Origin of the sequence: Sulfitobacter marinus (assembly GCF_900116285.1) — a bacterium.
Taxonomy (GTDB): Bacteria; Pseudomonadota; Alphaproteobacteria; order Rhodobacterales; family Rhodobacteraceae; genus Sulfitobacter; species Sulfitobacter marinus.
The window spans coordinates 1-25,959 of record NZ_FPAJ01000007.1; the positions used below are offsets into that span (position 1 = coordinate 1).

Genomic DNA, 25,959 nt, shown 5'->3' on the forward strand with positions numbered 1-25,959 from the left:
CAAACCTAATAAGTTCAATAAATGTATATCTCTCAATACGATAACAATACAAAAAACGCCCGCTGTGAAAATATCACAGCGGGCGTTCTTGCGTTAAAAGGGAGCGATTGGCTGACCCTTGGTCTCTTGACCCGGAACAGTTTCCACATTACCCAGATCACAGGCTGTGGACGCCTGCCTCCCGCTGACGATTGTCTTGGTAAAGTTCTACGCTCGATTATTTCTATTACCTCTTTCCGCAAGTCGCGCGGATGGTAACGCGGGTCCCATCTCATACTGTGCGATCAAGCGAGAGAGATATGGGATATGTCTGATACCCCCAAAAATACCTTCACCGATGGGCCCCTTGGCACCATCTATCTGAAAACAGCCCTGCCGATCATTGTTGTGATGGGGATGAACGGGCTTCTATCCGTCGCTGATGCGCTGTTTCTGGGCATCTATGTCGGACCGGAAGCGCTGGCGGCGGTCACGCTGATGTTTCCGATTTATATGTTGATTGTTGCGCTCTCCACGCTGGTGTCGAACGGCATGTCCAGTTTGCTTGCGCGGTATCTTGGTGCAGGCGATTTGGACGGAGCCCGCGCTGTGTTTACGGGCGCGCATGGGCTGGCACTTGGTCTGGGTGCCTGTCTGATCTTTCTGTTCATCTTTCTGGGCCGGCCGATGACACTGCTCGCTGCTGGCGGGTCGGATGTTCTGGCAGAGATGGGCCTAGTCTATCTACGGATCACTGTGTTCTTCTCGCCGCTGTTGTTCGTTCTATCGGTCAATTCAGATGCTTTGCGTAACGAAGGTCGCGTCGGCTTTATGGCCGCGATGAGCCTGCTGGTTTCCCTCGCGAATATCGCTTTCAACTATGTTTTGATCGCCCTGTTAGACATGGGCGTCGCGGGGTCGGCATATGGCACTGCCGCTGCACAGGCACTCGCTTTTGCGATCATTATGGCCTTTCGGTTCTGGGGCGACACGTCGCTGCGGCCATCGACCTTACTGCGCCATTCACTGCGTGGCGGCTGGGGCAGGATCCTCGCATTGGGCGCGCCGCAAAGCCTGAACTTTATCGGTCTGGCGCTTGGTTCCGCTGCAATTATGACGGCCCTACAATGGGTTGATAGCCCCAGCTACGCCGCTACGGTTTCAGCCTACGGGATCATTACCCGCGTTATCACCTTTGCCTTTCTGCCGCTTTTGGGGCTGTCCTTTGCGATGCAGACGATCACGGGCAACAACTATGGTGCCGCTCTTTGGCAAAGGTCGGATGCCAGCCTGCGGATCGCGATATGGATCGCGTTCATCTACTGTCTTGTGATCCAGTTGTTGGTGACGCGGTTCCCCAGCCAGATCGCGGGCGCATTTGTTGACGACATGGGCGTTATTACCGAGGTGGCCCGCATCCTGCCAATCATGACCTGCGTCTTTTTCCTGATGGGGCCATTAATGATGGTTGCCGCATATTTTCAGGCCATCGGGTCCGCGACCAAGGCCGCGATCTTGGGGCTGTCCAAAACCTACGTCTTTGCGATCCCGCTGACGTTCAGCCTGCCTGTTTGGTTTGGCGAGATTGGTGTTTGGTACGCAGGCCCGCTGGCCGAGCTCATGCTGCTTGCGCTTACGGGGCTTGTGCTTTGGCGCAGCGCCCAAGGGACCCAGCTGAAATGGGGCATCTTTCATCGTGAAAAGGCAGCGGTCTTATGAACGCCTGACCGGTTCATCTTTGTCCGGTTCATCATCGTCCAGCAATAGCCGTGCGGCGCTGCCTTCGGCATCGTCGTACTGGCCGCTGCGCAGGGTCCATAGAAAACCGCACAGGCCCAAGCCGCCCAGGATGATGGACACGGGGATCAGGATCAGCAGAACATTCATCGGACAAACCTGACCCGCATGGCGTTGAGGATAACGGTGATCGACGATGCCGACATCGCGATCGCCGCCAGCAAGGGGGTCGCATAGCCGAGTAGGGCGACGGGGATCGCGATGGCGTTATACCCGGCGGCGATGGCAAAGTTCTGTTTTGACAGGCGCGAGGTGCTGCGCGCGATGCGGATCAGCAGGGGGAAATCATCCAAGTTCTCGCGTAGCAAGACGACGTCAGCCGCATTTCGCGACGCGTCCAACGCAGAGGAGGGCGCCACGGAGGCATGTGCGGCGGCCAAAGACGCCGTATCATTCAGCCCGTCGCCGACCATCAGCACATGGTGCCCCTCATTCTGCAATTCCGTCAGATAGGTGTGTTTCTCTGTCGCGCTTATTTCGGCGTGAATGTCCTGAACGCCAAGCTGGCGGGCGAGGGCGCTTACCGTGCCCTGCCTGTCACCGCTAAGGATCTGCGGCGGAATGCCCAAATCACGAAGCCCTTGAAGGGCCACATCAACACCTTGGCGCGGTGTTTCGTGTAGGGGGAGTTCGACGGCAGCTTGCTCACCAATCTTCAGCCCAAGCCCGTCAAACGAGGCACCCAGCCATGCGCCGCGTCCAAGCTTGACGGTTTCACCGTGCCAAAGCGCCTCCATGCCATTTCCTGAAACTTCAGAGATATCGGTAAGCGTTGCTGCTGGCGCATCGGGCAAGGCACCGATCAGCGCACGGGATACGGGATGGTCAGACGCTTGCGCCAAGCCGCGTGCGACGGCGGCCTGCTCGTCCGTCAGGTGATCCAACCGCGCGCTGCCCCCGGCGAGGGTCAGCGTTCCGGTCTTGTCGAAAATCGCGACATCAACCTCGGCCAGACGTTCCAGCGCGGTGCCTGATTTCACCAAAAAACCCAACCCATATAGCCGCCCGATTGCTGCGGTGGCCACGGCTGGCACGGCCAGACCAAGGGCACAGGGGCAGGTGATAATCAGCACGGCAACGGCGATATTCAATGCATGGCGCACGTCGCCATCAATTAAAATCCACGCTACAAACGACGCGAACGCCAATAGGTGCACCGCCGGTGCATAGATACGCGCCGCGCGGTCAGCGAGGTTGGTATAGCTGTTGCGGCTGTTCTCAGCCATCTCGACCAAATGCGCGACGCGCCGCAAAGTTGTGTCATCGCCGACGGCGGTGGCGGTCATCTCGAACGGGGCACCCAGATTAATCTCGCCAGCTTGAACCTGTTGACCTTTCGCCAGTGTGATTGCGGCGGATTCACCGGTCAGAAACGACCGATCCGAAAGCGCCTGCGCGCTGTCCAATCTGCCATCGACGGGCACACGCACGCCCGACGGGATCAGCAGACGGTCACCAACAGCAAGGCTGGACACTGGCGTTTTGACGGCCTTGCCGTCCTCGATCCGCTGGGCTTGGTGGACCTCAAGCGCTGCCAGTTCCTTGGCCGCTGATCTGACAGAACTGCGCGTGTGATGATCCAGATAGCGACCGATCAGCAAAAAGAACGTCAGCGAAAGTGCCGCGTCGAAATAGGCATGCGCGCCGCCGTTCAATACCTCATACAGGGACATGCCCGTGGCCAGCAAAATCGCCAGCGAAATCGGGACGTCCATGTTCAGCCCGCGCACCCGCAGAGCAGACCACGCGCTGGCGAAAAACGGTTGCCCGCAATACAGCACCGCAGGCAAGGAAATCGCGGCAGAAATCAGGTGAAACAGCTCGCGGGTGGTATCGGTGGCGCCCGACCATATCGCGACTGAAAACAGCATGACATTCATCATCGCAAAGCCAGCCACTGCCAGACGCACCAACAGGTTGCGGCCCACGCTGTCTTGGCGTGTTTCAAGCATCCCCACATCCAGCGGATAGGCGTCATATCCGATAGACTTTAGCGCCGCGACGATTGTGTCGGTGTCGAGATCATCGCCATAAACCGACAGCTGCTTGAGCGACAGATTGACCCGCGCGCTGTCCACATCGGGCATGGCGTTCAACTTGCGTTCAACCTTGCCGATGCAGGCGGCGCAATGGATGGTGGGCAGGGATAGGACAACAGCAGGGGCCGCATGGTTTTCGGCGTGTTTCAACGCCAAGGGGGCCGCAACGCAGCCCGGACAGGCCGCAACCATTGTCATTTCTGTACCCTTACAATCACGCGCTGTTGAAACAATGCCCCGTCGATGGACCGCATTTTCAGCCGCAGGTTCCAATTGCCTGCCCCTGCATCCACATCGGCCACATAGGATTGACCGTTGAATTTGAAATCCGGCGTTTGATCAGCTGCAACGCTGGTGGCGCGGCCAAAGATGGCCTCTTCGATCACGGGGGAAACCGGCGCGTCGCCTTTCAGAATGGTGAGCACCAGATGATCACCTGTCAACGTCGCCGCGACATCCCAATTCAGCGCCTCTTGCGCCGCGCGGTCCGCGTCAAAGCTTTGCGAAGCGACATAGGAATTCTTGACCTCAAGGCCCGGAAAGGTGCGCACGGCATTGAATGCCAGTGTCAGATTGACGGCGATGATGACACCAAAAGCCATCGCAAACCCCGTGAAAACATGCCAGCCTTTAAGCTCGTGTTGCATCTAGTTTCCCTTTCCATTGAACGTTGTCGCTTTGGACGCACGTGTTTGTGCGGTGGTGTCTTCGACCCAGATACGCAGGTCAGTCGCAGCGCTATTTGCCGCCTGATCTTGGGGGCGGGCCGTGACATAGACGCGCTGTAGAACGGTTGTATCTGCGGGAATGTTCAGGGACAGATCATCGGTCCCTTCCAGTTCGATACGCAGGATTTCGTCGCTGGTCAGACGCAGGCGGAAATCGCGGTCTTCGCCTGATTTGTTGCGCAGACGCACATCATAAATGTTGCGGATCGTGCCATCGGACAGGGTCACATAAGTCGGGTTGCGCACCGGGCTGACCGTCAGTTCAATGTCGGAGCGGACAAACAGCGCATAGATCAGCCCCAGACCGATCAGCAGCCAAATGGCGGTATAGAGGATCGTGCGGGGCCGCAGGATATGTTTCCACAACGGTTTGACAGGCGCGCCCGCCCGCTCGGCGGTTTCGTCAGACAGGGCCAGATAATCAATCAAACCGCGCGGTTTGCCGATCTTGTCCATGACATCATCGCAGGCATCAATGCACAGCGCACAGGTGATGCATTCCATCTGTTGACCGTTACGGATGTCGATGCCCATGGGGCAGACATTCACACAGGCCATGCAGTCAATGCAATCACCCGTTTCGGAAACAGGGGACAGCACGGGTGCGGCGGGCTTGTCGTCTTGGCGGTATGGGGTGCCAGAATATCGCGCCGCGCCCGGCCCGGCAGCTTGGGCATCTGCTTCGGCTTGAAGGGCCTTTACCTTGCCGCGGCGGCTTTTGTTGCCCTTGCCGCGCGGCTCGCCGCGCCAGTCGCGATAGGCAACCGTAATGGTATCAGGATCCATCATTGCCGCTTGGATGCGGGGCCAGGGGCACATGTAAATGCATACCTGTTCGCGCAGAAAACCGCCAAAGATAAAGGTTGTCGCGGTGAGAATCGCGATGGTGATATAGGCCGCCGGATGCGCGGTCAGGCTGACCAGATCGCGGGCCAATGTCGGCGCGTCGGTGAAATAGAACACCCAAGCGCCACCGGTCGCGACAGCAATCGCCAGCCACACAGCCCATTTGGTCAGGCGCAGCCGCCATTTGCGAACACCCCAGCTTGCTTTGTGCAGTCTGACGCGGGCGTTCCGATCACCTTCGATCCAGCGTTCAACAAGGATAAACAGATCGGTCCAGACGGTCTGCGGGCAGGTATATCCGCACCAGACCCGGCCCAGTGCCGATGTGAACAAAAACAGCCCCAAGCCCGCCATGATCAGCAAACCGGCGACGAAATAAAATTCATGTGGCCAAATTTCGATCCAGAAGAAATAGAATCGGCGGCTGGCCAGATCGACCAACACGGCCTGGTCCGGCAGGCTCGGCCCGCGGTCCCAACGGATCCATGGGGTGATATAGTAAATGCCCAGCGTGACGACCAGGATCGCCCATTTAAAACGGCGGAAAAACCCCGTGACCTTGCGCGGAAAAATCGGTTCGCGCGGCGCGTATAGGGACGGAGGGGATGCTTGATCGGTCATATGTTACTTCCTGTTCGCCCCTTCACCTAACCCGGTTCTGGCCAGCGAACTTTGATCTTGATCAACAACACCCCCGAAGCGGCTTGTTTTGCGAACAAGCGCGCTTGCGGGGATGGACCAGTCAGGGACTAACTGGTCGTTGCCGTGCTACTCTCCGCCTCCCAAAGAGTGCACGTATGCGGAAACGGCGCGAACATCGGCCTCGGTCAGGCGCGGACCCCAAGCTGGCATCACACCAAAGCGGGCGTTTTTCACGGTTTCGGTCAAGGCCTCGCGGTCGCCGCCGTATAGCCAGATCGCATCGGCCAGATTGGGCGCACCTTGGCTGCGGTCGCCCAGCCCGGCTTCCCCGTGGCAGGCAGCGCAGTTGTCAGCGTAAACGACCGCCCCTGTTTCTGCCAATTGGGCGTCGAAATCTGCGTTTGACAGAGACACCACATGTTCGACCACGGCGGTGATCTCGTCTTTTTCCAGCATCTCACCAAAGGCGGGCATCTGGGAATAGCGCGCATCGTCGTCTTGCTCGTTACGAATGCCGTGGCGCACAGTGTATTCAATCTCGGCCATATCACCGCCCCAAAGCCAGTCGTCATCCAGAAGGTTCGGGTAGCCTTTTGCGCCAGCTGCACCAGATCCGTGACATTGCGAACAATTGGCACGGAACACCGCACCACCGCGCGCAACAGCATAGCGGTTCAGATCGGCACTGGCTGGCAATACGTCCATATCAGTCGCCAAAAGCTGCGCCACCAGATCGGCATTCTTGCCCTCATGGGCCGTAATCTCGGCCGCGACATTCGCGCGGGTGGACCAGCCCAAGACACCTTTGGTCGCGCCGGAAACCATCGGCCATGCGGGATAGGCAATCGTGTAAAGAATGCCCCAAATGATGCACAGATATAGCGTCCATAGCCACCAGCGCGGCAGGGGTGTGTTCAGCTCTTCGATGCCGTCCCAGCTGTGGCCAGTGGTATCGGTGCCGGTGACGTCGTCGGTTTTGCCCTTAGACATGGTCATCCCCTTTATCTGTCATGCTTTTGGGTTTTGTGTCGTCGCCCAAGGGTATCTTGGCCACGGCGGCGTAAACTTTGGTGCTGCCGGGCCGGAATGCCCACAGGATGACGCCGGCAAAGAACAGGAACATCGCAAGCAAAACCCAGCTATCGGCAAGTTCGCGCAGGAAGGAATAGGTGTTCATTTCAGGTCTCCTTAGCGGCTGGCATCTGGGGTGAAGGTCGAAAAATCAACCATGGTGCCAAGAACTTGCAGGTACGCGATCAGCGCATCCATTTCCGTCAGTTCCGGTTGGCTGTCAAAGTTGGCTACGGCGGCACCAGGATAGCGTTCCAGCATGCCGTCATAATCGGAATCCGGGTTGGCCTGGGCGCGGAAATCTGCGCTGGCTTCTTCGATCTGTTCGTCCGAATAGGGGACGCCGACAAACCTGTGGGTCTTTAACAGGGCCTCGATATGGGTCGGCTCAATCTGTGCGTCCATAAGGAAGGCGTATTTCGGCATGATCGATTCCGGTACAACGGATTGCGGATCGCTTAAGTGATCTACGTGCCACGCGTCGGAATAGCGCCCGCCGACACGGGCCACATCAGGCCCGGTTCGTTTGGATCCCCATTGAAACGGGTGGTCATACATTGACTCAGCCGCCAGCGAATAGTGGCCATAGCGTTCGACCTCGTCGCGCATGGGACGGATCATCTGGCTGTGGCAGACATAGCAGCCTTCGCGCACATAGATGTCGCGCCCCGTCAGTTCGAGCGGCGAATAGGGCCGCACGCCTTCGACTTCTTCGATGGTGTTTTCCAGCCAGAACAGGGGTGCGATTTCTACGATCCCCCCGACCGTGACCACCAGCAGCGATGCAACCAGCAGCAGGGTGGGGCTTTTCTCAAGGATGGCGTGTTTGTCGATAAAGGCCATTGTTTCAGCTCCTTATTCTGCGGGTGTTGCGTTGGACGGCAGGGCCGTGGTGACCGGTTTCGCACCGCGAATGGTCATCCACATATTCCACACCATGATCAGCCCACCGGCGAGGTAGAGAACCCCACCCAAGCCGCGCACCACATACATCGGGAATTTCGCAGCAACGGTGTCGGCAAAGGAGTTGACCAAGAAGCCCTGATCATCAACTTCGCGCCACATCAGACCTTCCATGATGCCGGTGACCCACATCGACGAGGCGTAGAGAACGATACCGATCGTGGCCAACCAGAAGTGCCAGTTGATCGCGGACGTTGAGAACATCTTGTCACGGCCCCAGAGCTTCGGCGTCAGGAAGTACAACGCGCCAAAGGTGATCATGCCGTTCCAGCCAAGCGCACCGGAATGCACGTGCCCGATGGTCCAGTCGGTGTAGTGCGACAACGAATTGACGGCGCGGATCGACATCATCGGACCCTCGAAGGTGGACATGCCGTAGAACCCAAGGGAGATGACAAACATCCGCAAAATCGGGTCGGTGCGCAGTTTGTCCCATGCCCCTTGCAGGGTCATCAGGCCGTTGATCATGCCGCCCCAGCTGGGCATCCACAGTACGATGGAAAACACCATACCAAGGGTCGCGGCCCAATCGGGCAGAGCAGTATAATGCAGGTGGTGCGGACCAGCCCAGATATAAAGAAAGATCAACGACCAAAAATGAATGATCGACAGCTTGTAGGAATAGACGGGGCGGTTCGCCTGTTTAGGGACGAAATAATACATCATACCCAGAAAACCGGCGGTCAGGAAAAAGCCCACGGCGTTATGGCCATACCACCACTGCGTCATGGCATCCTGAACGCCCGCAAACACCTGTACGGATTTCGATCCCCAGAAACTGACCGGAATCGACAGGTTGTTGACGATATGCAGCATCGCAACGGTAATGATAAAGCTTAGGTAGAACCAGTTGGCCACATAGATATGGCGTTCACGGCGCTTGAAAATCGTGCCGAGGAATACGACCAGATAGGCAACCCAAATGATGGTCAGCCAGACGTCGGTATACCATTCAGGTTCGGCGTATTCTTTCGACTGTGTGGCCCCCAGCAGATACCCTGTGGCGGCCAGAACGATGAACAGCTGATAGCCCCAGAATACAAACCACGACAAATTGCCCCCGAACAGACGCACGGAACTGGTGCGTTGCACGACATAGAACGACGTACAGATCAGCGCGTTGCCGCCAAAGGCGAAAATCACCGCTGACGTATGTAGCGGCCGCAACCGCCCAAAGTTGGTAAAGGGCTGGCCCCAGTCAAAGTTCAGCTCTGGAAAGGCCAGTTGAAAGGCTATGAAGGTACCGACCAGAAACCCCGCGATGCCCCAAAAGGCTGTCGCGATCACACCGGCGCGGACGACACCGTCAGCATAGCCGGTTTCAGCGGCGGGCACAGGTTCATCAATGCGCCTCAGCACCCAGATGAACATCCCGGCGGCAACCGCCATGATGATGAAAGCATGAACCTTATAGGCCAGATCATGACCCCAGTTCGTGCCGATGGCGGCTATCAGGGCAATAATCCCCAAAACGACGAGTTTAAAATAGTTCATAGTGCACCTTCTTCTGGGCGCAGCCCGCTTTTGGGATACGCGCGGCTGTTCGCAACTGTCGCCTAGCGACTGAGACGCGGGCCTTCTTTGATCTAAATCAATTTTGCCAGCGCGCGGGGGCTAGCGGATGACATGAACCGCGCATTTTGCGTGGCGCACCACGTAATGTGCGACCGATCCCAGCAAAATGTCCGAGATATTCGGCCGGTGAGACGCGATAACGATGCAATCAGAATTGTTTTGTTCAGCCCATTTCAGGATTTGCGTACCGGGGCGGCCCTCGGTGATGGCGGCATGACAATTGGGCAATGTCTTGCTCAGCTCGTCCAGTTTGCTGCGCAATGTTTTGCGTGCCTCGACGACAAAATCGTTCGGAACATATTCAGACACATATACCGGGATATCTTCGAGAACGTGCAGCAAGGTGAAATGCGCCCCTTCATCTGCCAGCGCACGCGCCGCCTCGAACGCAGCTTTGTTTTTCTCGGGGTGGTCCAGTATGACGGGTATCACGATATTCTTGTACATCTGTTAGTCTCCTCTTGGTTGAAAACACGTAATCAGGTCACGGCACGGGCCGTTTTGATACAAATCAAGTCACACTATAGGCAGGCCTGCGCAGGGCGGCTTACACCAGCACGCCGCCATCTGAATCGTCGCCCGTCGCAAGCTGAAGCGCTGGAAAATCAATGACTTCAAAATGTCGCCGGTCCGAAAAGCGCAGGATGCCGTTTTTCTTCATGATGCCCAGCTGGCGGCTGACCGTTTCAAGGGTCAGACCCAGATAATTGGCGATTTGTTCCTGTGTCAGCGGCAAGGACAGCGCCTGCCCCGGCAGGTCTGTTCCTGCGATATGCTGGCGTTGCACCAGCATCTGAACGAAGGTCGCGATCTTTTCGCGGGCGGTTTTCCGCCCCAGCAGCAGCATCCATTCGCGCGCCACGTCCAGTTCATCCAGGGCCATTTCGACCAGACGCTGCGCGACATGTGGCGTAGAGGCGATTAGTGCTTCAAAAGGTTTGATCTGAAAACAGCACAGTGTCACATCCGTGACGGCAACCACATCGAATTCAATCTCGCTCCGGCCGGGCCGTCCGATAAAATCTGATGGCAGCAGCAGTCCGACCATTTGGGTGCGACCGTCCTCCAAGGTTTTGCTAAGGGTGGCAACGCCGTGCACCAAGGATCCCACATAGGTCAATTTATCTGCGCGCCACAAAATAGGCTCGCCCGCCTTGAAGGTTTTATAGCTCTTGAGCTGTTCCAACACATCCAGTTCATCGCCGGTACAATATGCACAGACCGCCCGGTGCCGGATCGGACAGTCGGTGCAGGTCACGCGCGCGCTTAGCTCAATGGTCATGTTTGATCTAAATCAAGGAAAAATGGCCTTAGTAGATGCAAGCTACAGTCATGACAGATTTTAAGCAACTCAGCCGCTATGGCATTCTGGATGCCAAAGTGCCGCGCTACACCAGTTATCCGCCCGCCAATCACTTTAACGCTCAGGTCGGAAACGCCGAGCAATCCGACTGGCTGCGCGCTGTGCCCGAAGGTGCCAGCGTTTCGCTTTATGTGCATATTCCGTTTTGCAAACGTCTGTGTTGGTTCTGTGCCTGCCGGACCCAGGGGACATCCACGCTTCGCCCGGTGGAATCATATGTAGAAACCCTTTTGCGGGAAATCGATTTGGTGCGGGCACGTCTGCCCCAAGACGTGAAACTGTCGCGGCTGCATCTTGGCGGGGGCACCCCCACGATATTGTCATCCGCACTGATGGCGTTGCTGCTGGATAAAATCTTTGCGAATTTCGAAAAGGGTGCCAGTTTTGAATTTTCGGTCGAGATCGACCCGACCGAGGCATCGCCCGCGTTGCTGGATACATTGATCATCTATGGCATGAACCGCGCCAGTATCGGTGTGCAGGATTTCGACCCGCGTGTGCAAGCTGCTATCGGGCGGATGCAATCGTTTCAGCAGACATCCGATGTGGTGCATCATCTAAGGTCTGGCGATCTGGACAGTTTGAACATGGATTTGCTGTACGGGTTGCCCCTTCAAACGCCGCAAAGCCTAAGCCAAACCTTGCAAGAAGTGATGTCTTTGCAGCCCGACCGCTTGGCGCTGTACGGCTATGCGCATGTGCCTTGGATGTCGAAGCGGCAGGTGCTGATCGACGAGGCTGCTCTGCCTGATCCGAAAATGCGCTATGACCTGTCCGAGATCGCACGGGTCTTGTTGACGTCGGACGGGTTTGAACAGATCGGGTTTGACCATTTCGCGCGCCCGGGTGACGGGCTCGCCACGGCCAAGGCAACGGGGCATCTGCGCCGCAATTTTCAAGGTTATACCGATGACACAGCCGAGGTTCTGATCGGGCTTGGGGCTTCGTCCATCTCGAAATTTCCGCAAGGCTACAGCCAGAACGAATCTGCTACGGCCAAATATGTCGCGGCGGTCGAGGGGCAGACCCTTGCCGGGGCGCGGGGCTATGTGCTGTCAGACGCAGATCGTTGGGTCGCCTTGGCGATCGAGCAGCTGATGTGTGGGTTTCAGGTTGATATCGCGCAGTTGCAGGCCGATTTCCCGGCGTATGGACCGGCCATATCAACGGCCTTTGCGCAGCTTGCATCGGCATACCCGCTGGGCGTCGCCCTAACCGGGGACCGCCTGTCCGTAAATCCGGGGTTCGAGCCGCTGGTACGCATCTTTGCGGGCCAACTGGACGTCTTTCAGGCACCTCAAACGTCACATAGCAGCGCAATCTGATCTCAGCCGGCGGCGAGCAACGATTTACGCAATCGACCATGCACGCCTTTTTCTTGGTTCACCGATTGCGTCACTGCAAAGTCTGCGGCCAGAGAACACAGCTGGTAGGCTTGGGTTTCGCTGATATCAACGCGTTCTCGGATCATCGTGATCATTTCGCGCAGCGCTATTTGCAACGCCGTATCCAGGCTGGCGTGAAACCCCATCGAAATAATTTCTGTCGCTGTTTCGGCCCGAGGCAGGGCCATCCGCGCGCCCGCAGCTTTGAGCACCTCAAAGCGGAACGTTCCCGTCAAAGCAGTCTCTAACGCGGTGATACAGACCTCTCCGTCGCCTTGGCAGCCATGCCCGTCACCGCAGGAAAACAGCGCGCCTTTTGTGTGGACCGGCAGATATAGCGTCGCCCCTTCGGTTAGTAATTTCAGATCCATGTTGCCGCCATGCAGGCGCGGCTGGATCGATGTGACCTCGCCCCACTGGGCAGGCGGGGCGACCCCCATCACGCCAAAGAACGGGTTCAGTGGTAGTATGGCACCCCATGGCAGGCGCGCTGTTTTTGCGGCAATATCAATCGGGATATGGGTAATGGTTTCGGTCGAGACGGGAAATTCGCCCGGCAGGGTGCCCGCAGCAGGGCGCACAACATTGAACCCCCAATCCGCGCCAAGGTCGATTTTCTCGATGTTGATTTTCAACACGTCGCCGGGCATCGCGCCCTCTATGGCGATGGGGCCGGTCAGCAGATGCGCCTGCCCCGGAATATCGGCCTCCAAGATGGCGTGCTGTTCTGGCGCAACCGTCATGCCTGAATCAGGCGGCGGCAGAACCGTGGCACGTCCGGAAAATGTCTGGATGGTGGCGCGGTCCCCATCCGCGATGGTCAAAACCGGAGGATGCTCGGACCAGAACCGCCCCCAATGCACAGTTTCAGGGGTGGCCAGCAGGGAATGATCGGACATTTTTGAATTCCAAAGGGACAGGCGGGATTAAAACAGGCCAGCCTCACGGGCGATCAACGCCGCTTGGGTGCGGTTGGCCGCCCCGATTTTACGATAGAGCGTCTTCATATGCAGTTTGACAGTCGGCTCGGTAATGTCCAGATCGCGGGCGATTTCCTTGTTCGATTTCGCCTCGGTCAGGCCTTTGAGAACCTGTAATTCGCGCGGTGACAGTTTTTCGGCCAGGGGGTGTTCTGGCTTGTCGTCCAGCGCGGTCATGAAATCGATGGGGGCGTATTGTTCGCCCATGGCCATGAATTTGACCGCGTTGATCATTGATTTGGCTGGCAGGGTTTTAGGCACGAAACCAGCGGCTCCGGCCTCAAGCGCGTTTTCGGCGATTTCGCGGGTGGCCTCGCCCGACAGCAGCGCCACGCGTTGTCCGCCCTTCATGTCCAAGGTGACCCGTAACCCTTCAAGGCCGTTCATGCCGGGCATATTCAAATCCAGGAGCACAAGATCAAAGCTGTCCTCTGCGTTGATCAACTGGTGCGCTTCGCCAAGATTTGCGGCCTGATGCACTGTAATGTCGCCCTGCGCCTCAAGAAACATAACCAATGTATCGCGAAGCAGGTCATGATCGTCGGCGATAAGTACGCGCATTCGGGTCTCCTAGGCTGTTCCTACACGTTAACCGAGATTGCTCGCATTGCACCATCTAAATATGGCTTTATGGCGGCGCGGCCAACGGAGCGTCGGGATAGGTTAAGCATCATTGGGATATCATGCGCGGCCCGTCCGGCCAAACGAGCCCCCCGTGACAGGCGGGAATGCGCCCGGGCAAGGCCCTATTGCAGGGCAAAAACTGTTGCGGGCCGGCGGGTATGATACGCAGAGCGCCGCTGACCTATCCGAACGGATAGGTGTGTATCCCTATGCTCAGTCGTATGTCGGGGGATCTTGTGCTATTCGGCGGGCAGTCAGAAATAGGGTTTGCGCTATGTTTTCACCACTTTTCAAGGCCGTGATCTTTTTAATGATTTCTATCATTCCAGTTCGGGCTGACGATCTTGGAGTGGCACGTGGCGAAATACTCCTGACTGTTTCGGGTGCCATCGAAACGACAAACGCGGATGGTATGGTACAGTTCGATCTGGAAATGCTTGAAGCGCTTGACGCCACGGTGATCAATACGTCGACCATCTGGACCGATGGCACCCAATCCTTTCAAGGTGTGTCGCTAGACGTGCTGGTTGACCGCTTGGGTATCAGCGCCAGCAAGCTGCGCGCCACGGCAATCAACGACTACGCCGTCGATATCCCGATCTCGGATGCGGTGTCGGGGGGGCCAATCATCGCGTATCGGCTGAACGGCGACACATTGTCCGTGCGCGACAAAGGCCCGCTTTGGATTGTGTACCCCTACGATTCTGATGCATCATATCGCAGCGAAGTGATCTATTCGCGCAGCATCTGGCAACTCGACCGGATCGTCGTATTAGACTAAAATGACGGGGCATGTAGTCCCTTCGGGTGCCGCCGACCACAGGAGGCAAGCCTATATTACGTTTGGCAAAGACATCTTTACGCCTTCGGCTGGTGCTTTCAGTACTGCTGGGGGCGATTGGCATTGTTTCTATCATATTTCTCGCCATCCACGTCGCGCGTGATCTTAGGCTGCTGAACTCCGCCAGTTCCGACAACGTGCAATGGACGTTGTCGCAAGCCGAGGTGGAATTCGTTGAATTTCAACTGCATCTCGCGACGCTGGACGCAGCCGACCCTGCCGATATCAAAATGCTCCGGCGCGATTTTGATATCTTTTACAGCCGCATTCGAACACTTTCGCAATCATCGCTCTATGCTGATCTGCGCAAACAGTTCGAATTTTTTGATAGCCTGACAAATGTCGAACGGTTTCTGGATCAAACGGTTGATGAGATCGATGCCGATGATGCGGGCCTGGTTGCGGCCTTGCCTGATATGCGCGAACGAGCCGATGACATACGCAAAAGCGTGCGCCGGATGTCGAATTCTGGGCTAAACTTCTTTGCCCGCGATTCAGACCTACGTCGCAACAGCGTCGCCGTTACGCTGATGCAAATGGCGTTTGGCGTTACTGCCCTGCTTGTGGCGTTGCTATTGCTATCCCTCTATCTGGGGGTGTTGAACCGCCAGAATATCCGCCGCCGGTCCGAGGTGATCGAGGCCAGCAAACGGATGAAGGTGGTCACCAGCACCGCATTGGACGCCGTGATTGTGGCAAATGCGGAAGGTTATATACTGGATTTCAACACTGCCGCCGAACAGATTTTCGGATACACTGCACAAGAGGCGCTGGGCAAAGAGCTGGGCACCATGATCGTGCCGGATCAGTATCGCGAAGCCCACGAGGCCGGTATGCAACGCATGCGCGACCAAGGCGAAAGACGCGTCGTTGGCAAGGGCCGGATCAAGCTTGAGGCCAAGCGCAAGTCCGGCGATAGCTTTCCTGTGGAACTGGCCGTTCAATCGGCCACCACCAGCGAGGGCGAGATTTACATCGCTTTCCTGCGCGATATTTCCACACAGGTCGAGGCAGAGCGCGAATTGGTGATGGCCCGCGACAGGGCGATGGCGGGCGAGAAGGCCAAGACTGATTTTCTGGCAACGATGAGCCATGAAATACGCACGCCTTTGAACGGGCTATTGGGCAATCTGACCTTGCTGTCCGAAACCAAGCTTAGCGCGAAACAGTCGCGTTACATCAAGAATATGGATACCTCGGGCAAACTGCTGATGAGCCATATTTCAGATGTGCTGGACATCACGAAATACGACGCGGGTAAGCTGCGTTTGCGCCCCATCGAGATGGACATCAGCTTGCTTTTGCAAGACATCGTGGACAATCAAAGCGGTGCCGCCTCGGCCAACGGGACCACCTTGGAATGGAGCTGGATTACCGCCCCCGTAAACTGGATCCGCGCCGATCGTGATCGTATCCAGCATATTTTGATGAATGTGATCGGCAATGCGGTAAAGTTCACCCACGACGGGCAGGTTGTCATTCAGGTCGAAACAAACCAGCAAGCCGGCCAAGCGCCCGAACTGCAAATCACCATATCTGACAGCGGCATCGGCATGACAGAAGAGCTGCAAAAGCAGATATTCGATGATTTCATGACTGGGGACAGTTCTTATGATCGTGAGGTGGGGGGAACCGGGCTTGGGCTTGGTATTGCACAGCGTTTCGTCAAAGCTTTAGGCGGCAGGATCGATGTGGCCAGCAATGTCGGGCAGGGAAGCACCTTTAGCATCCGTTTCCCGATTGAACCCATCGACGCACCCGACCTGAAAATTGCGCAGCGCAAACCAGTGGCGCAGGCCAGCGGCTGCGCGATCCTTTTGGTCGAAGACAATGAGATCAACCGCGTCGTTGCCCGCGAAATGCTTACCGCCGCGGGGCATCTTGTGACCGAGGCGCATAACGGATCCGAGGCTGTCGAAATTGCGCAGGACATCCGTTTCGATTTGATCTTGATGGATATCAGCATGCCAATCCTGGACGGGCGCGGTGCGACCCGAGCGATCCGCGCGGGGCAGGGGATGAGTGCTAACACGCCTATCGTCGCACTGACCGCAAACGCTATGGCAGAAGAGCAAGAGACGTTCTTGTCCGATGGCATGAATGACATTCTGACCAAGCCCTTGGTGCGCAAGGACCTGCTGACGGTCATCGCGAAATATGTTCAGTCGAACGAGGCCCAAGCAAATCCGCCCGAAACCGCCTCTGCACCCGTGGCCACCCGATATCTTGATGAATTGCGCGATACCCTCGGCGTGGATCAGCTACAGTCGCTGCTGGACCGTTACACCCAAGAGGTAGAGCGCACGATCTCTGCATTTTCTGACCCTGCGCAACGAAATTTGCCGGAAATCGCGGCTTTGGCGCATCGGTTGGCAGGGTCTTCTGCGTCGATGGGGGCGATGGAAATGCGCGCTGGGTTCCTTGCGATTGAAACGTCAGCCAAGGCTGATGATCAGGTGCGCACCGATGAATGGATCGCTGGATTGCCAGCCATCTGGGCCCGAACGCGCCCCCTACTGCAAGCCGAACGCCGCACAGCACCACGCACCAGACAATAGGGCACGCGCGACCTAAGCACATCTTTGAGTAACCAGTTAGACAGCATTCGGCTGGGCCACCGTATCCTAAAGGATAGGGGGGCAAGGCGATCGCGCCGCCGTCCTCTCCGGCGGCGTCTGGGACGCCGATCATGCCGTCCGCTAGGAAGGGGTCAATTATTTGATTGGACCCTACTCATGCTCAAAACGCCCAACGACATACCGCTCGACACCGCGGCTGTACCTGCCCTGCGCGACAGGCTTTCGTCATGACGCGCGCCTCTATCATTGTGCCGGCCTTTAATGTGGCAGACAGCTTGGACAAAACCATGCAGGCCTTGCTTGCCCAGACCTATGGTTCTTATGAAATCATCATCGTGGATGATGGGTCTTGCGACGCGACGCCCCGGATTGCGGCGCAGTATTCCACCGATCCACGGGTCAGCGTTTTACGTCAGGCCAACCGAGGTTTTGCTGCGGCCCGCAATGTCGGTATTTCTGTCGCGCAGGGGGAGTATATCGGGTTTTGCAACGCCGGGGATATATGGATGCCGACCAAGTTGGCCCGCCATGTTACCCATCTTCGCGCCCACCCCGAAATTGGGGTTAGTTTCTCTGGCTCGGCGGTGATTGATGGGGCGGGCGCTGTGAAAGGCCGCGCAAAGATGCCTTGTGTTTCCGACATCACCCCAGCCTGCATCCTCAAACGCAATCCGGTTGATAATGGTTCGGCTATAGTGATCCGCCGCGCCGCGCTGAACGACATTGCCTATCGCCCCCGCCGTGAAATCCAGCGCGATTGGTATTTTGACGAAACCTTTCGTCATTGCGCGGATATCGAATGTTGGACGCGCATGGCATTGACCACGGATTGGCGGTTCGAAGGGATCCAAGACATCTTGACCCACACCCGCGATACCCAAGGCGGGCTTTGCGCCAAGGCTGACCGTCAGCTAGAGGCGTGGGAACGTATGGTGGCCAAGCTGACACCCCTGGACCCCGCCTTCTTTCGGATGAATACCCCGGCGGCCCGCGCCTATCAGCTGCGCGATATGTCGCGTCGGGCAATTCGTGATCTTGACGGGGTGCGGGCGGTTAATCTGACATTTGGCGCGATGGCACACTCGCGCGCACCTTTGATCGAAGACCCTGTCCAATCGCTCTGCACTATTTGTACCGCAGCCGCGCTGTTTTGCGCCGGGCCGAAAAACTCTCGCCGGGTGCTACAGATGAAAGCGGCGCTATGCGCACCCAAAGCCGTCTCGTGACCGAGGGGGGGGTAAACTGTCCCGGTGCCTGACGCTCAGACTTGACGCCGCGCGTGGTGGCTGACACGACTTTGCCCAAGCGAATTCCAAAGGACCGGCCATGCCCACACGCGCAATCATGATTCAGGGCACCGGCTCTAACGTGGGCAAATCGATGCTTGTGGCGGGGCTGTGCCGCGCAGCCCTGCGGCGCGGGATTTCTGTCGCGCCCTTCAAGCCGCAGAACATGTCAAACAATGCCGCAGTCACCCACGACGGGGGTGAGATCGGGCGCGCGCAGGCGCTTCAGGCCATCGCATCGGGCCGCAGCTTGTCGGTGCATATGAACCCTGTGCTGCTCAAACCTGAAACCGATACTGGTGCGCAGGTCGTGGTGCAGGGCCGTGCCCGGTCCCGACTTGAGGCCGGTGATTTCGGTGCGGCCCGCAGGGCGTTGCTGGAACCCGTATTGGATAGCTTTGGTATCCTCGGCAAAACCGCTGATCTGATCATCGTCGAAGGGGCAGGCAGCCCGGCCGAGACGAACCTGCGCAAGAATGACATTGCCAACATGGGCTTTGCCCGCGCCGCGAATGTGCCGGTGATCCTGGCCGGTGACATCAATCGCGGCGGCGTGATCGCCCAGATCGTCGGCACCCAAGCGGTGATGGACCCCGACGATGCCGCCATGGTCGCGGGTTTTCTGGTCAATAAATTTCGTGGTGATGTGCGCCTGTTTGATGATGGCTATCAAGATATCATCGACCGCACCGGTTGGGCCGGCTTTGGTGTTCTGCCTTGGTTCAGTGGCGCGCATTTGCTGCCCGCCGAAGATGCAGTTGATCTGGCCCGCGCGCGATCGGATGGCGCGTTTCATGTCGTCTGTCCCATGCTTTCGCGCATTTCGAATTTTGATGATCTTGATCCGTTGGCGGCAGAGCCATCGGTGCGGCTGACCATGATCCCGCCGGGCACCCCGCTGCCTGCTGACGCTGACTTGGTGATCTTGCCCGGTACGAAATCAACCCGCGGCGACCTGAATTTCATGCGCGCCCAAGGCTGGGATATCGATCTGCTGGCCCATGTGCGGCGCGGCGGGCATGTCTTGGGTGTTTGCGGTGGCTATCAAATGCTGGGCCATGTCGTCGCGGATCCAGAAGGGATCGAGGACGCTGCGGGCCAGGACGCCGGACTCGGCTTGTTGGATGTGGAAACCCTTATGGCGGCGGATAAAACCCTGACCCGCGTCACCGCGACCCATACTGCCACTGGTGCGCAGATTGACGGGTACGAAATTCATATCGGTCAAACCAGAGGGCCAGATTGCCAACGCCCCTATTGTCAGATCGACGGTGTGTCAGATGGTGCGGTGTCACGGGATGGCAAGATCGCAGGCACCTATTTACACGGGCTGTTTTCCAATGACAGCTTTAGAAAAGCGTGGCTGGCGCAACACGGGCTGTCTGCCGCGCCGGTATCCTATAGCCAAACGGTCGAGGATACGTTGGACCAACTGGCCGATCACATGGAGCAGCACCTAGATGTGTCCGCAATTCTGGCCAGTGCCGGCCCTGTTTGAACATTGGGCCAATCACGCCCTTGTGTCTTTGGTTAATCACATAAATACATGCGCCACCTAACAGGAAGTATCTTAAATGGAACGTAATCTTACTCTTGTTGCCTTGTTTGCAGCACTTATTGCGGCGCTTGCGCTGATCCCCCAATTCACCTTGGCCTTTGGTGTGCCAATCACGGCGCAAAGCCTTGGCGTCATGCTATGTGGCACCGTTCTTGGGTCCAAACGCGGCGCGCTGGCGGTGTTGCTGTTCATGTTGCTCGTTGCCATTGGCTTGCCCCTGCTGGCGGGTGGTCGTGGCGGTCTGGGATCGTTCATGTTGCCGTCGTCCGGCTTCTTGATCGGTTTCCCCTTTGCTGCATTTGTCACAGGCCTGATCGTTGAAAAATGGCAGGGCCCTTCGCTGGCCATCGTCGGGGGTGTCGCGTCGGTTATTGGCGGCATCATTGTGCTTTATGCCTTTGGTATTGCCGGTCTTGCCATTGCGTTGGACAAAACCCTGCTGGAATCGGCCGCATTGGTCACCGTCTTTATCCCCGGTGACATCATCAAGGCGGTACTGGCGGGGCTGATCACAGCCGCGCTGTACAAGGCCCGCCCGGCAAGCGTGTTGTCACGCGCCTAAAGCCACGCGTTTAAATGACTATGAAAGCGCCCTGATTACGGGGCGCTTTCGCCTATATCCCAAAACAGCCCTGTCATGATTTGCAGCCCGCTTTCGCAGACGGGTTTCAGCACATGTTCATTTGGCGCGTGCTGATTGCAGCCAAGATAACTGTGGGGAATCCACACCGTTGGCAGCCCTAAAATATCCGCAAAACATTCATTTGGTAGAGACCCGGCAAGATTTGGCAGCACATGCGGTGCCATGCCGGTGGTCTGTGTGATTGATGTTTTGACATATTCGACCCAAGGATGTGTCGGATCCAAACGAGTGGCCGGGAAAATCGCCGCGTCAGGGACGATCTGCACCTTTTGCAGCCCGTGCGCATCCAGATGGTTGCGCAGGGCTGGCAGCAACGCCTGTGGATCGGTGCCTACGACATAGCGCAACTGACAGGTCGCCCGCGCCTTGCCGGAAATAGCATTTACTGGCGCGTCCGGCACGCCGCTTGTCATCGCCAGCACAGCAAAGGAGTTCCAGCCATAGGCGCGCTCTGCCGGGGTCAGGGTTTCTTCGCCCCAATCTTCGTCAACGGGGGGAAAGCTGCCTTCGACAATGGGCAACCCATCCAGCGCGTCACGGATGGTTTGGGTCAGGCTATCGGGCCGCCATTGCGGAATGCGCAATTGCCCGCGTGCATCGGTGATAGACGCGATGGCATGGGACAGCAGCATCGCAGGATCGGCCAGCAACCCGCCCCAATTGCCCGAATGATGCGCCCCTTCGCGCAGATCCACGACCAGATCAAAGCTGGCCCCGCCGCGTGAACCCATAAACATCGTGGCGCGATCCGGCCGCAATCGTGGCCCGTCTGACGCAATCAGCACATCCGCTGACAGCAGGTCTGTGTTGGCACTGCAAAAGGCCGCCAATCCCGGCGATCCGATTTCTTCGCTCATCTCAAAGATAATTTTGACGTTGAACCCAAGGTGGCCCCGCGTTGCCAAAACCGTCTCTAGCGCCTTGAGGTTAATCAGATGTTGAACCTTATTATCCGCAGCCCCGCGCCCATATAGGCGGTCACCGTCCTGGGTCAGTTCAAACGGGGTAAGCCCCTCGCGCCATCGATCGGTCTGTGCACGGGTCACATCGCCATGGCCATAGGATAAAACCGTTGTGAAATCAGGGTCTTCAATCCGCAGCGCCACCAAAAGCGGACCGCCGGAGGGATCAGGATTATTATGTCTCTGGATCTCAAACCCCATCGCATTCAGCCGCGGCTCAATTGCCGCGTCCAGATAGCGGGTCAACTCGGGCTTTTGTTCCGGTGTTTGGCTTTCCGTTTGAAACGCGACCAAAGCGGCAAGGTCTGATTGTAACCGCCCGCTGTCAAAATATGTCTGCGCAGTCTCTAGCGCCGCGTCGCGGGAAATCGCGTTACCCTCGTGCATAGATATCCTCGTATCTGATAATATCGTCTTCACCCAAATAGCTGCCGGTTTGTACTTCGATCAGCACCATCGGGACTTTGCCGGGGTTTTCCATGCGATGCACAGCCCCCAGCGGGATATAGACAGATTGGTTTTCACTGATCAATTGCACTGTATCATCGACGATGATTTTGGCGGTGCCTTCAACCACGATCCAATGCTCTGAGCGGTGGTGATGGCTTTGCAAGCTGAGCGACGCACCGGGGTTCACGACGATGCGTTTCACCTGAAACCGGCCGCCGATGACCAGGCTTTCGTACCAGCCCCAAGGCCGGTAATCGCGGGGCAGTTGCACCGCCTGGCTTGACCCCTTGGCCTTGAGCGCATCAACGGCTTCTTTCACGCGCTGTGCCTTGGATTTATCGGCGACCAGTACCGCATCGCCCATGGCGATGGCCACGATATTGTCCAGCCCGATCCCGACCAACTGCAACCCGTCGGTTTCCGACCTCAGCAGGGTATCTTTGCAGTCAATCGCGGTGGCATTGTCAGAACAGACATTCCCCTGCGCATCCGGTCCGGATTCCATCCAAACAGCATCCCAGCCGCCCAGATCTGACCAACCCGCGCCAAAGGGCATCACCGCCAGATTATTTGCCTTTTCCATGATCGCATAATCGACCGAGATATCGTCGGCCTTGGACCATGCGGCGGGATCAAGACGGGTAAAGCCAAGATCCGGATCTGCCTTGTTCAGTGCCTCGGTGACGGCGGTTAGCAGGGCGGGCGCATGGGCCTCATAGGCGGCAATAATGGCCTCTGCGGTGAACAGGAATATACCGGCATTCCACAGAAAATTCCCGGCTGCCAACATCTTGGCTGCGCGGCCTGCATCCGGTTTCTCGACAAATCGCGCCAGCGATTGTGGCGTGTTGGCATCTGCGTCCGCACCCGTCGCTAACTCCAAGTAACCATAGCCCGTTTCGGGTCGTGTGGGCATGATGCCAAAGGTCACCAAATCACCCGATTTCGCCCGCTGCACGGCAGCCTGAACCGTGGTGGCAAAAGCATCCGTATCAGGGATCACGTGATCGGACGGGGCCACCAGCATCAGCGCGCCGGGGTCCGTCTTTGCGATCCACAATGCTGCTGCAAGGATGGCCGGCGCGGTATTGCGCCCCTCCGGTTCGATCAAAATCCCCATCGCGGCCTGTTCGACCTGCGCCAACTGTTCTGTCACAATAAAGCGGAATGGATCCCCCGTCACAACCAAGGGTGCCGCAAAACCGTCGCCAGACAAGCGCCGCGCCGAGGCCTGGAACAAGCTTCCATCGCCCATGAGCTTGGCGAACTGCTTAGGGTATGACTTGCGCGACAGCGGCCAAAGGCGTGTACCGGAACCGCCACAAAGTAGAATAGGATGGATCATGATATGGACCTTAATAGCGATTAATCTAACGAGACATTAATTAAATTTGTAGCATTCAGGACCGAACCGTTTCCTGCTGCAAGAACCAATCGTAGGTTTCTTGCAAACCGTCTTTCAACGCGATTTTAGCCTGCCAGCCCATATCGGCCAGACGCGATACGTTCATCAGCTTGCGCATCGTGCCATCCGGCTTCGACGAGTCAAAGGTCAGCCTTCCCTTAAACCCCGTCGCATCTGCCACCATCTGCGCCAGCGCGCCAATGCTGACATCTGTGCCCGTGCCCACGTTGATATGGCTTAGCATCGGTTGGGTGTTCGCGCTGTACGTTTCCTGGGGCAGGTCGAGCACAAACAGGGACGCCTCGGCCATATCATCCACATGCAGGAATTCGCGCATGGGCTTGCCGGTGCCCCAGATTACGACCTCGTCCAATTCATCACGCGCGGCCTCGTGGAAACGATGGATCAGTGCGGGCAGAACATGGCTGTTCTGCGGGTGAAAATTATCCCCCTGCCCATACAAATTGGTCGGCATCACGCTGCGATAATCGACCCCGTGCTGCCGGTTATAGCTTTCACACAGCTTGATGCCCGCGATTTTCGCGATGGCGTAGGGCTCGTTCGTGGGTTCAAGCGTGCCGGTCAGAAGCGCGTCTTCGGCCATCGGCTGTGCCGCGTCGCGCGGGTAAATGCACGAACTGCCCAGTTGCAGCAGCTGTCTGACCCCAGCGGCAAAGGCCTGATGGATCACGTTGCATTCAATCATCAGATTTTCGTAAATAAAATCAGCGGGGTAGGTGTTGTTCGCCATGATCCCGCCAACGCGCGCGGCGGCAAGGATCACCACATCGGGTCTTTCCGACATCATGAAATCGCGCACGTCCGCTTGCGACGTCAGATCAAGCTCCGCATGGGTGCGGGTGATTAGCGTTAGTGCCTCACCTGCGTTCTTGCGCGCCTGTAACTGACGCAAAATCGCGCCCCCGACCATGCCGCGATGTCCTGCTACGTAAATCTTGCGCATGGGCCTATCCATTCTCAAGCGAGATTGGCAAATCCAGCCCGTGCTCTTTCAACAGCGCATGCCGCCGCGCGACCTTCAGGTCATTGGCGACCATCTCGGCACATATTTCCTGCGTGGTGATTTGAGGCACCCAGCCCAGCTTTTCCTTGGCTTTGATGGGCGAGCCCAGCAGTGTTTCCACCTCAGCGGGGCGGAAGTATTTCGGGTCGATTTTCAACACCACATCACCGGGTTTCACGCCGGGGGCATTGTCACCTTGGATGCCGTCCACGATGGCACGTTCCTCAACGCCGGTGCCCTCGAACCGCAATGTGATCCCCAGCTCGGCTGCCGACCAGATGATGAACTGGCGCACGGAATATTGCACACCGGTCGCAATCACGAAATCATCGGGTTCGTCCTGTTGCAGCATCATCCACTGCATCCGCACGTAATCCTTGGCATGGCCCCAATCGCGCAGCGCGTCGATGTTGCCCATATACAGGCAGTCCTCCAGCCCTTGGGCGATATTGGCCAGCCCGCGGGTGATCTTACGCGTGACAAAGGTCTCGCCGCGCCGCGGGGATTCGTGGTTAAACAGGATGCCGTTGCAGGCATACATGCCATAGGCCTCGCGGTAGTTCACCGTGATCCAATAGGCGTACATCTTGGCCACCGCATAGGGGCTGCGCGGATGGAAAGGTGTGGTTTCGGTCTGCGGGGTTTCCTGCACCAAACCATAGAGCTCGGAGGTGGATGCTTGGTAAAACTTGGTCTGTTTCTCAAGACCCAGAAACCGGATCGCTTCCAGCAACCGCAGCGTGCCATTCGCATCCACATCCGCCGTATATTCGGGCGATTCAAAGCTGACGGCGACATGGCTTTGCGCGCCAAGGTTATACACCTCGTCGGGCCGCACTTCGCTAATGATCCGCGTCAGGTTCGAACTGTCGGTCAGATCGCCATAATGCAAATGCAGCTGAGGGTTGGACACATGGGGATCTTGGTAAATATGATCGATCCGCTGGGTGTTCAGCGACGACGCCCGCCGCTTGATCCCATGCACCTCATACCCTTTTTCCAACAGGAATTCCGCAAGGTAAGACCCGTCCTGGCCTGTAATCCCGGTGATTAGCGCGCGCTTCGCCATGAAGGCCCCCGTTTCTGCCGTCAACATTATAGCGGCCCCGTCAGTGCAGGGCTAATTGTTGTTTAATCAGGATTTAGTGGTGCTGGTAAACCTATGCGTCAGGTTCTTTGTCGCGAGATCAGAAGTTTCAGCGCGACGTTGCCCTATAAG

23 protein-coding genes are annotated in these 25,959 nt (G+C 57.4%); 7 read left to right on the forward strand and 16 right to left on the reverse strand.

Annotated elements, in window-relative coordinates:
* The first annotated feature begins 306 nt into the window (after window positions 1-306).
* Window positions 307-1,698 (forward strand): MATE family efflux transporter, encoded by a 1,392-nt coding sequence (locus BM347_RS15835; RefSeq protein ID WP_093917487.1) that lies wholly within the window; start codon window positions 307-309, stop codon window positions 1,696-1,698.
* On the opposite strand, the gene ccoS is transcribed toward BM347_RS15835, so the two are convergent.
* From ccoS to fnrL, 10 genes are all read right to left on the reverse strand, one after another.
* Window positions 1,693-1,866: a cbb3-type cytochrome oxidase assembly protein CcoS gene (ccoS, locus tag BM347_RS15840; protein ID WP_093917488.1), complete on the reverse strand. Its 174-nt coding sequence runs from the start codon at window positions 1,864-1,866 to the stop codon at window positions 1,693-1,695. The genes BM347_RS15835 and ccoS overlap by 6 nt on opposite strands.
* Entirely contained in the window at window positions 1,863-4,013 is a 2,151-nt protein-coding gene (locus BM347_RS15845; protein WP_093917489.1) for a heavy metal translocating P-type ATPase, read from the reverse strand. The genes ccoS and BM347_RS15845 overlap by 4 nt, the downstream gene beginning before the upstream one ends.
* Window positions 4,010-4,462: a FixH family protein gene (locus BM347_RS15850; RefSeq protein WP_093917490.1), complete on the reverse strand. Its 453-nt coding sequence runs from the start codon at window positions 4,460-4,462 to the stop codon at window positions 4,010-4,012. Before BM347_RS15850 ends, BM347_RS15845 begins: the two co-directional genes overlap by 4 nt.
* Window positions 4,463-6,010: a cytochrome c oxidase accessory protein CcoG gene (gene ccoG / locus BM347_RS15855; RefSeq protein ID WP_093917491.1), complete on the reverse strand. Its 1,548-nt coding sequence runs from the start codon at window positions 6,008-6,010 to the stop codon at window positions 4,463-4,465.
* A gap of 147 nt (window positions 6,011-6,157) precedes the next feature.
* On the reverse strand, window positions 6,158-7,021 hold the full coding sequence (gene ccoP / locus BM347_RS15860) for a cytochrome-c oxidase, cbb3-type subunit III (protein ID WP_093917617.1): 864 nt from the start codon (window positions 7,019-7,021) through the stop codon (window positions 6,158-6,160).
* Window positions 7,014-7,208, reverse strand: coding sequence for a cbb3-type cytochrome c oxidase subunit 3 (locus BM347_RS15865; RefSeq protein ID WP_093917492.1), 195 nt, complete (start codon window positions 7,206-7,208; stop codon window positions 7,014-7,016). The genes ccoP and BM347_RS15865 overlap by 8 nt, the downstream gene beginning before the upstream one ends.
* 11 nt (window positions 7,209-7,219) lie before the next feature.
* Window positions 7,220-7,945, reverse strand: a complete 726-nt coding sequence (gene ccoO / locus BM347_RS15870) for a cytochrome-c oxidase, cbb3-type subunit II (protein WP_093917493.1) — start codon at window positions 7,943-7,945, stop codon at window positions 7,220-7,222.
* A gap of 12 nt (window positions 7,946-7,957) precedes the next feature.
* Complete coding sequence (gene ccoN, locus BM347_RS15875; protein WP_093917494.1) at window positions 7,958-9,559, reverse strand: cytochrome-c oxidase, cbb3-type subunit I; 1,602 nt, start codon at window positions 9,557-9,559, stop codon at window positions 7,958-7,960.
* A 120-nt stretch (window positions 9,560-9,679) separates the two neighbouring features.
* Window positions 9,680-10,087: a universal stress protein gene (locus BM347_RS15880; protein ID WP_093917495.1), complete on the reverse strand. Its 408-nt coding sequence runs from the start codon at window positions 10,085-10,087 to the stop codon at window positions 9,680-9,682.
* A gap of 100 nt (window positions 10,088-10,187) precedes the next feature.
* Window positions 10,188-10,922, reverse strand: coding sequence for a transcriptional regulator FnrL (gene fnrL, locus BM347_RS15885; RefSeq protein WP_093917496.1), 735 nt, complete (start codon window positions 10,920-10,922; stop codon window positions 10,188-10,190).
* Between the two features lie 50 nt (window positions 10,923-10,972).
* Between fnrL and hemN the strand changes: the two genes are divergently transcribed.
* Window positions 10,973-12,328, forward strand: a complete 1,356-nt coding sequence (gene hemN / locus BM347_RS15890) for an oxygen-independent coproporphyrinogen III oxidase (protein WP_093917497.1) — start codon at window positions 10,973-10,975, stop codon at window positions 12,326-12,328.
* A gap of 2 nt (window positions 12,329-12,330) precedes the next feature.
* On the opposite strand, the gene BM347_RS15895 is transcribed toward hemN, so the two are convergent.
* Window positions 12,331-13,287, reverse strand: a complete 957-nt coding sequence (locus BM347_RS15895; protein WP_093917498.1) for an acetamidase/formamidase family protein — start codon at window positions 13,285-13,287, stop codon at window positions 12,331-12,333.
* Window positions 13,288-13,314: 27 nt separating this feature from the next.
* On the reverse strand, window positions 13,315-13,929 hold the full coding sequence (locus BM347_RS15900; RefSeq protein ID WP_093917499.1) for a response regulator: 615 nt from the start codon (window positions 13,927-13,929) through the stop codon (window positions 13,315-13,317).
* A 337-nt stretch (window positions 13,930-14,266) separates the two neighbouring features.
* On the opposite strand from BM347_RS15900, the gene BM347_RS15905 reads away from it, so the two are divergent.
* The 5 genes from BM347_RS15905 (at window position 14,267) to BM347_RS15925 (ending at window position 20,818) form a co-directional block, all read left to right on the forward strand.
* Window positions 14,267-14,773, forward strand: coding sequence for a putative pterin-binding protein (locus BM347_RS15905; RefSeq protein ID WP_093917500.1), 507 nt, complete (start codon window positions 14,267-14,269; stop codon window positions 14,771-14,773).
* Window positions 14,774-14,865: 92 nt separating this feature from the next.
* Window positions 14,866-17,391, forward strand: a complete 2,526-nt coding sequence (locus BM347_RS15910; RefSeq protein ID WP_245764299.1) for a hybrid sensor histidine kinase/response regulator — start codon at window positions 14,866-14,868, stop codon at window positions 17,389-17,391.
* Window positions 17,392-17,639: 248 nt separating this feature from the next.
* The gene (locus BM347_RS15915; protein ID WP_093917501.1) at window positions 17,640-18,638 is read left to right on the forward strand and encodes a glycosyltransferase family 2 protein; all 999 of its coding nucleotides are present in this window, start codon (window positions 17,640-17,642) and stop codon (window positions 18,636-18,638) included.
* Window positions 18,639-18,738: 100 nt separating this feature from the next.
* Window positions 18,739-20,196: a cobyric acid synthase gene (locus BM347_RS15920; RefSeq protein ID WP_093917502.1), complete on the forward strand. Its 1,458-nt coding sequence runs from the start codon at window positions 18,739-18,741 to the stop codon at window positions 20,194-20,196.
* Window positions 20,197-20,272: 76 nt separating this feature from the next.
* A complete protein-coding gene (locus BM347_RS15925) occupies window positions 20,273-20,818 on the forward strand; it encodes a biotin transporter BioY (protein WP_093917503.1) in 546 nt (181 codons plus the stop codon).
* Window positions 20,819-20,853: 35 nt separating this feature from the next.
* Here the strand turns inward: BM347_RS15925 and BM347_RS15930 are convergent, their stop codons facing one another.
* Genes BM347_RS15930 through gmd form a run of 4 tightly spaced genes read right to left on the reverse strand, consistent with a single transcriptional unit; the run spans window position 20,854 to window position 25,809 of the window.
* On the reverse strand, window positions 20,854-22,230 hold the full coding sequence (locus tag BM347_RS15930) for a M20 family metallopeptidase (RefSeq protein WP_093917619.1): 1,377 nt from the start codon (window positions 22,228-22,230) through the stop codon (window positions 20,854-20,856).
* A gap of 4 nt (window positions 22,231-22,234) precedes the next feature.
* A complete protein-coding gene (locus BM347_RS15935) occupies window positions 22,235-23,656 on the reverse strand; it encodes a mannose-1-phosphate guanylyltransferase/mannose-6-phosphate isomerase (RefSeq protein ID WP_093917504.1) in 1,422 nt (473 codons plus the stop codon).
* 55 nt (window positions 23,657-23,711) lie between these two features.
* A complete protein-coding gene (gene fcl, locus BM347_RS15940) occupies window positions 23,712-24,680 on the reverse strand; it encodes a GDP-L-fucose synthase (RefSeq protein WP_093917505.1) in 969 nt (322 codons plus the stop codon).
* A 4-nt stretch (window positions 24,681-24,684) separates the two neighbouring features.
* Window positions 24,685-25,809, reverse strand: coding sequence for a GDP-mannose 4,6-dehydratase (gene gmd, locus BM347_RS15945; protein WP_093917620.1), 1,125 nt, complete (start codon window positions 25,807-25,809; stop codon window positions 24,685-24,687).
* Window positions 25,810-25,959: the final 150 nt, after the last annotated feature.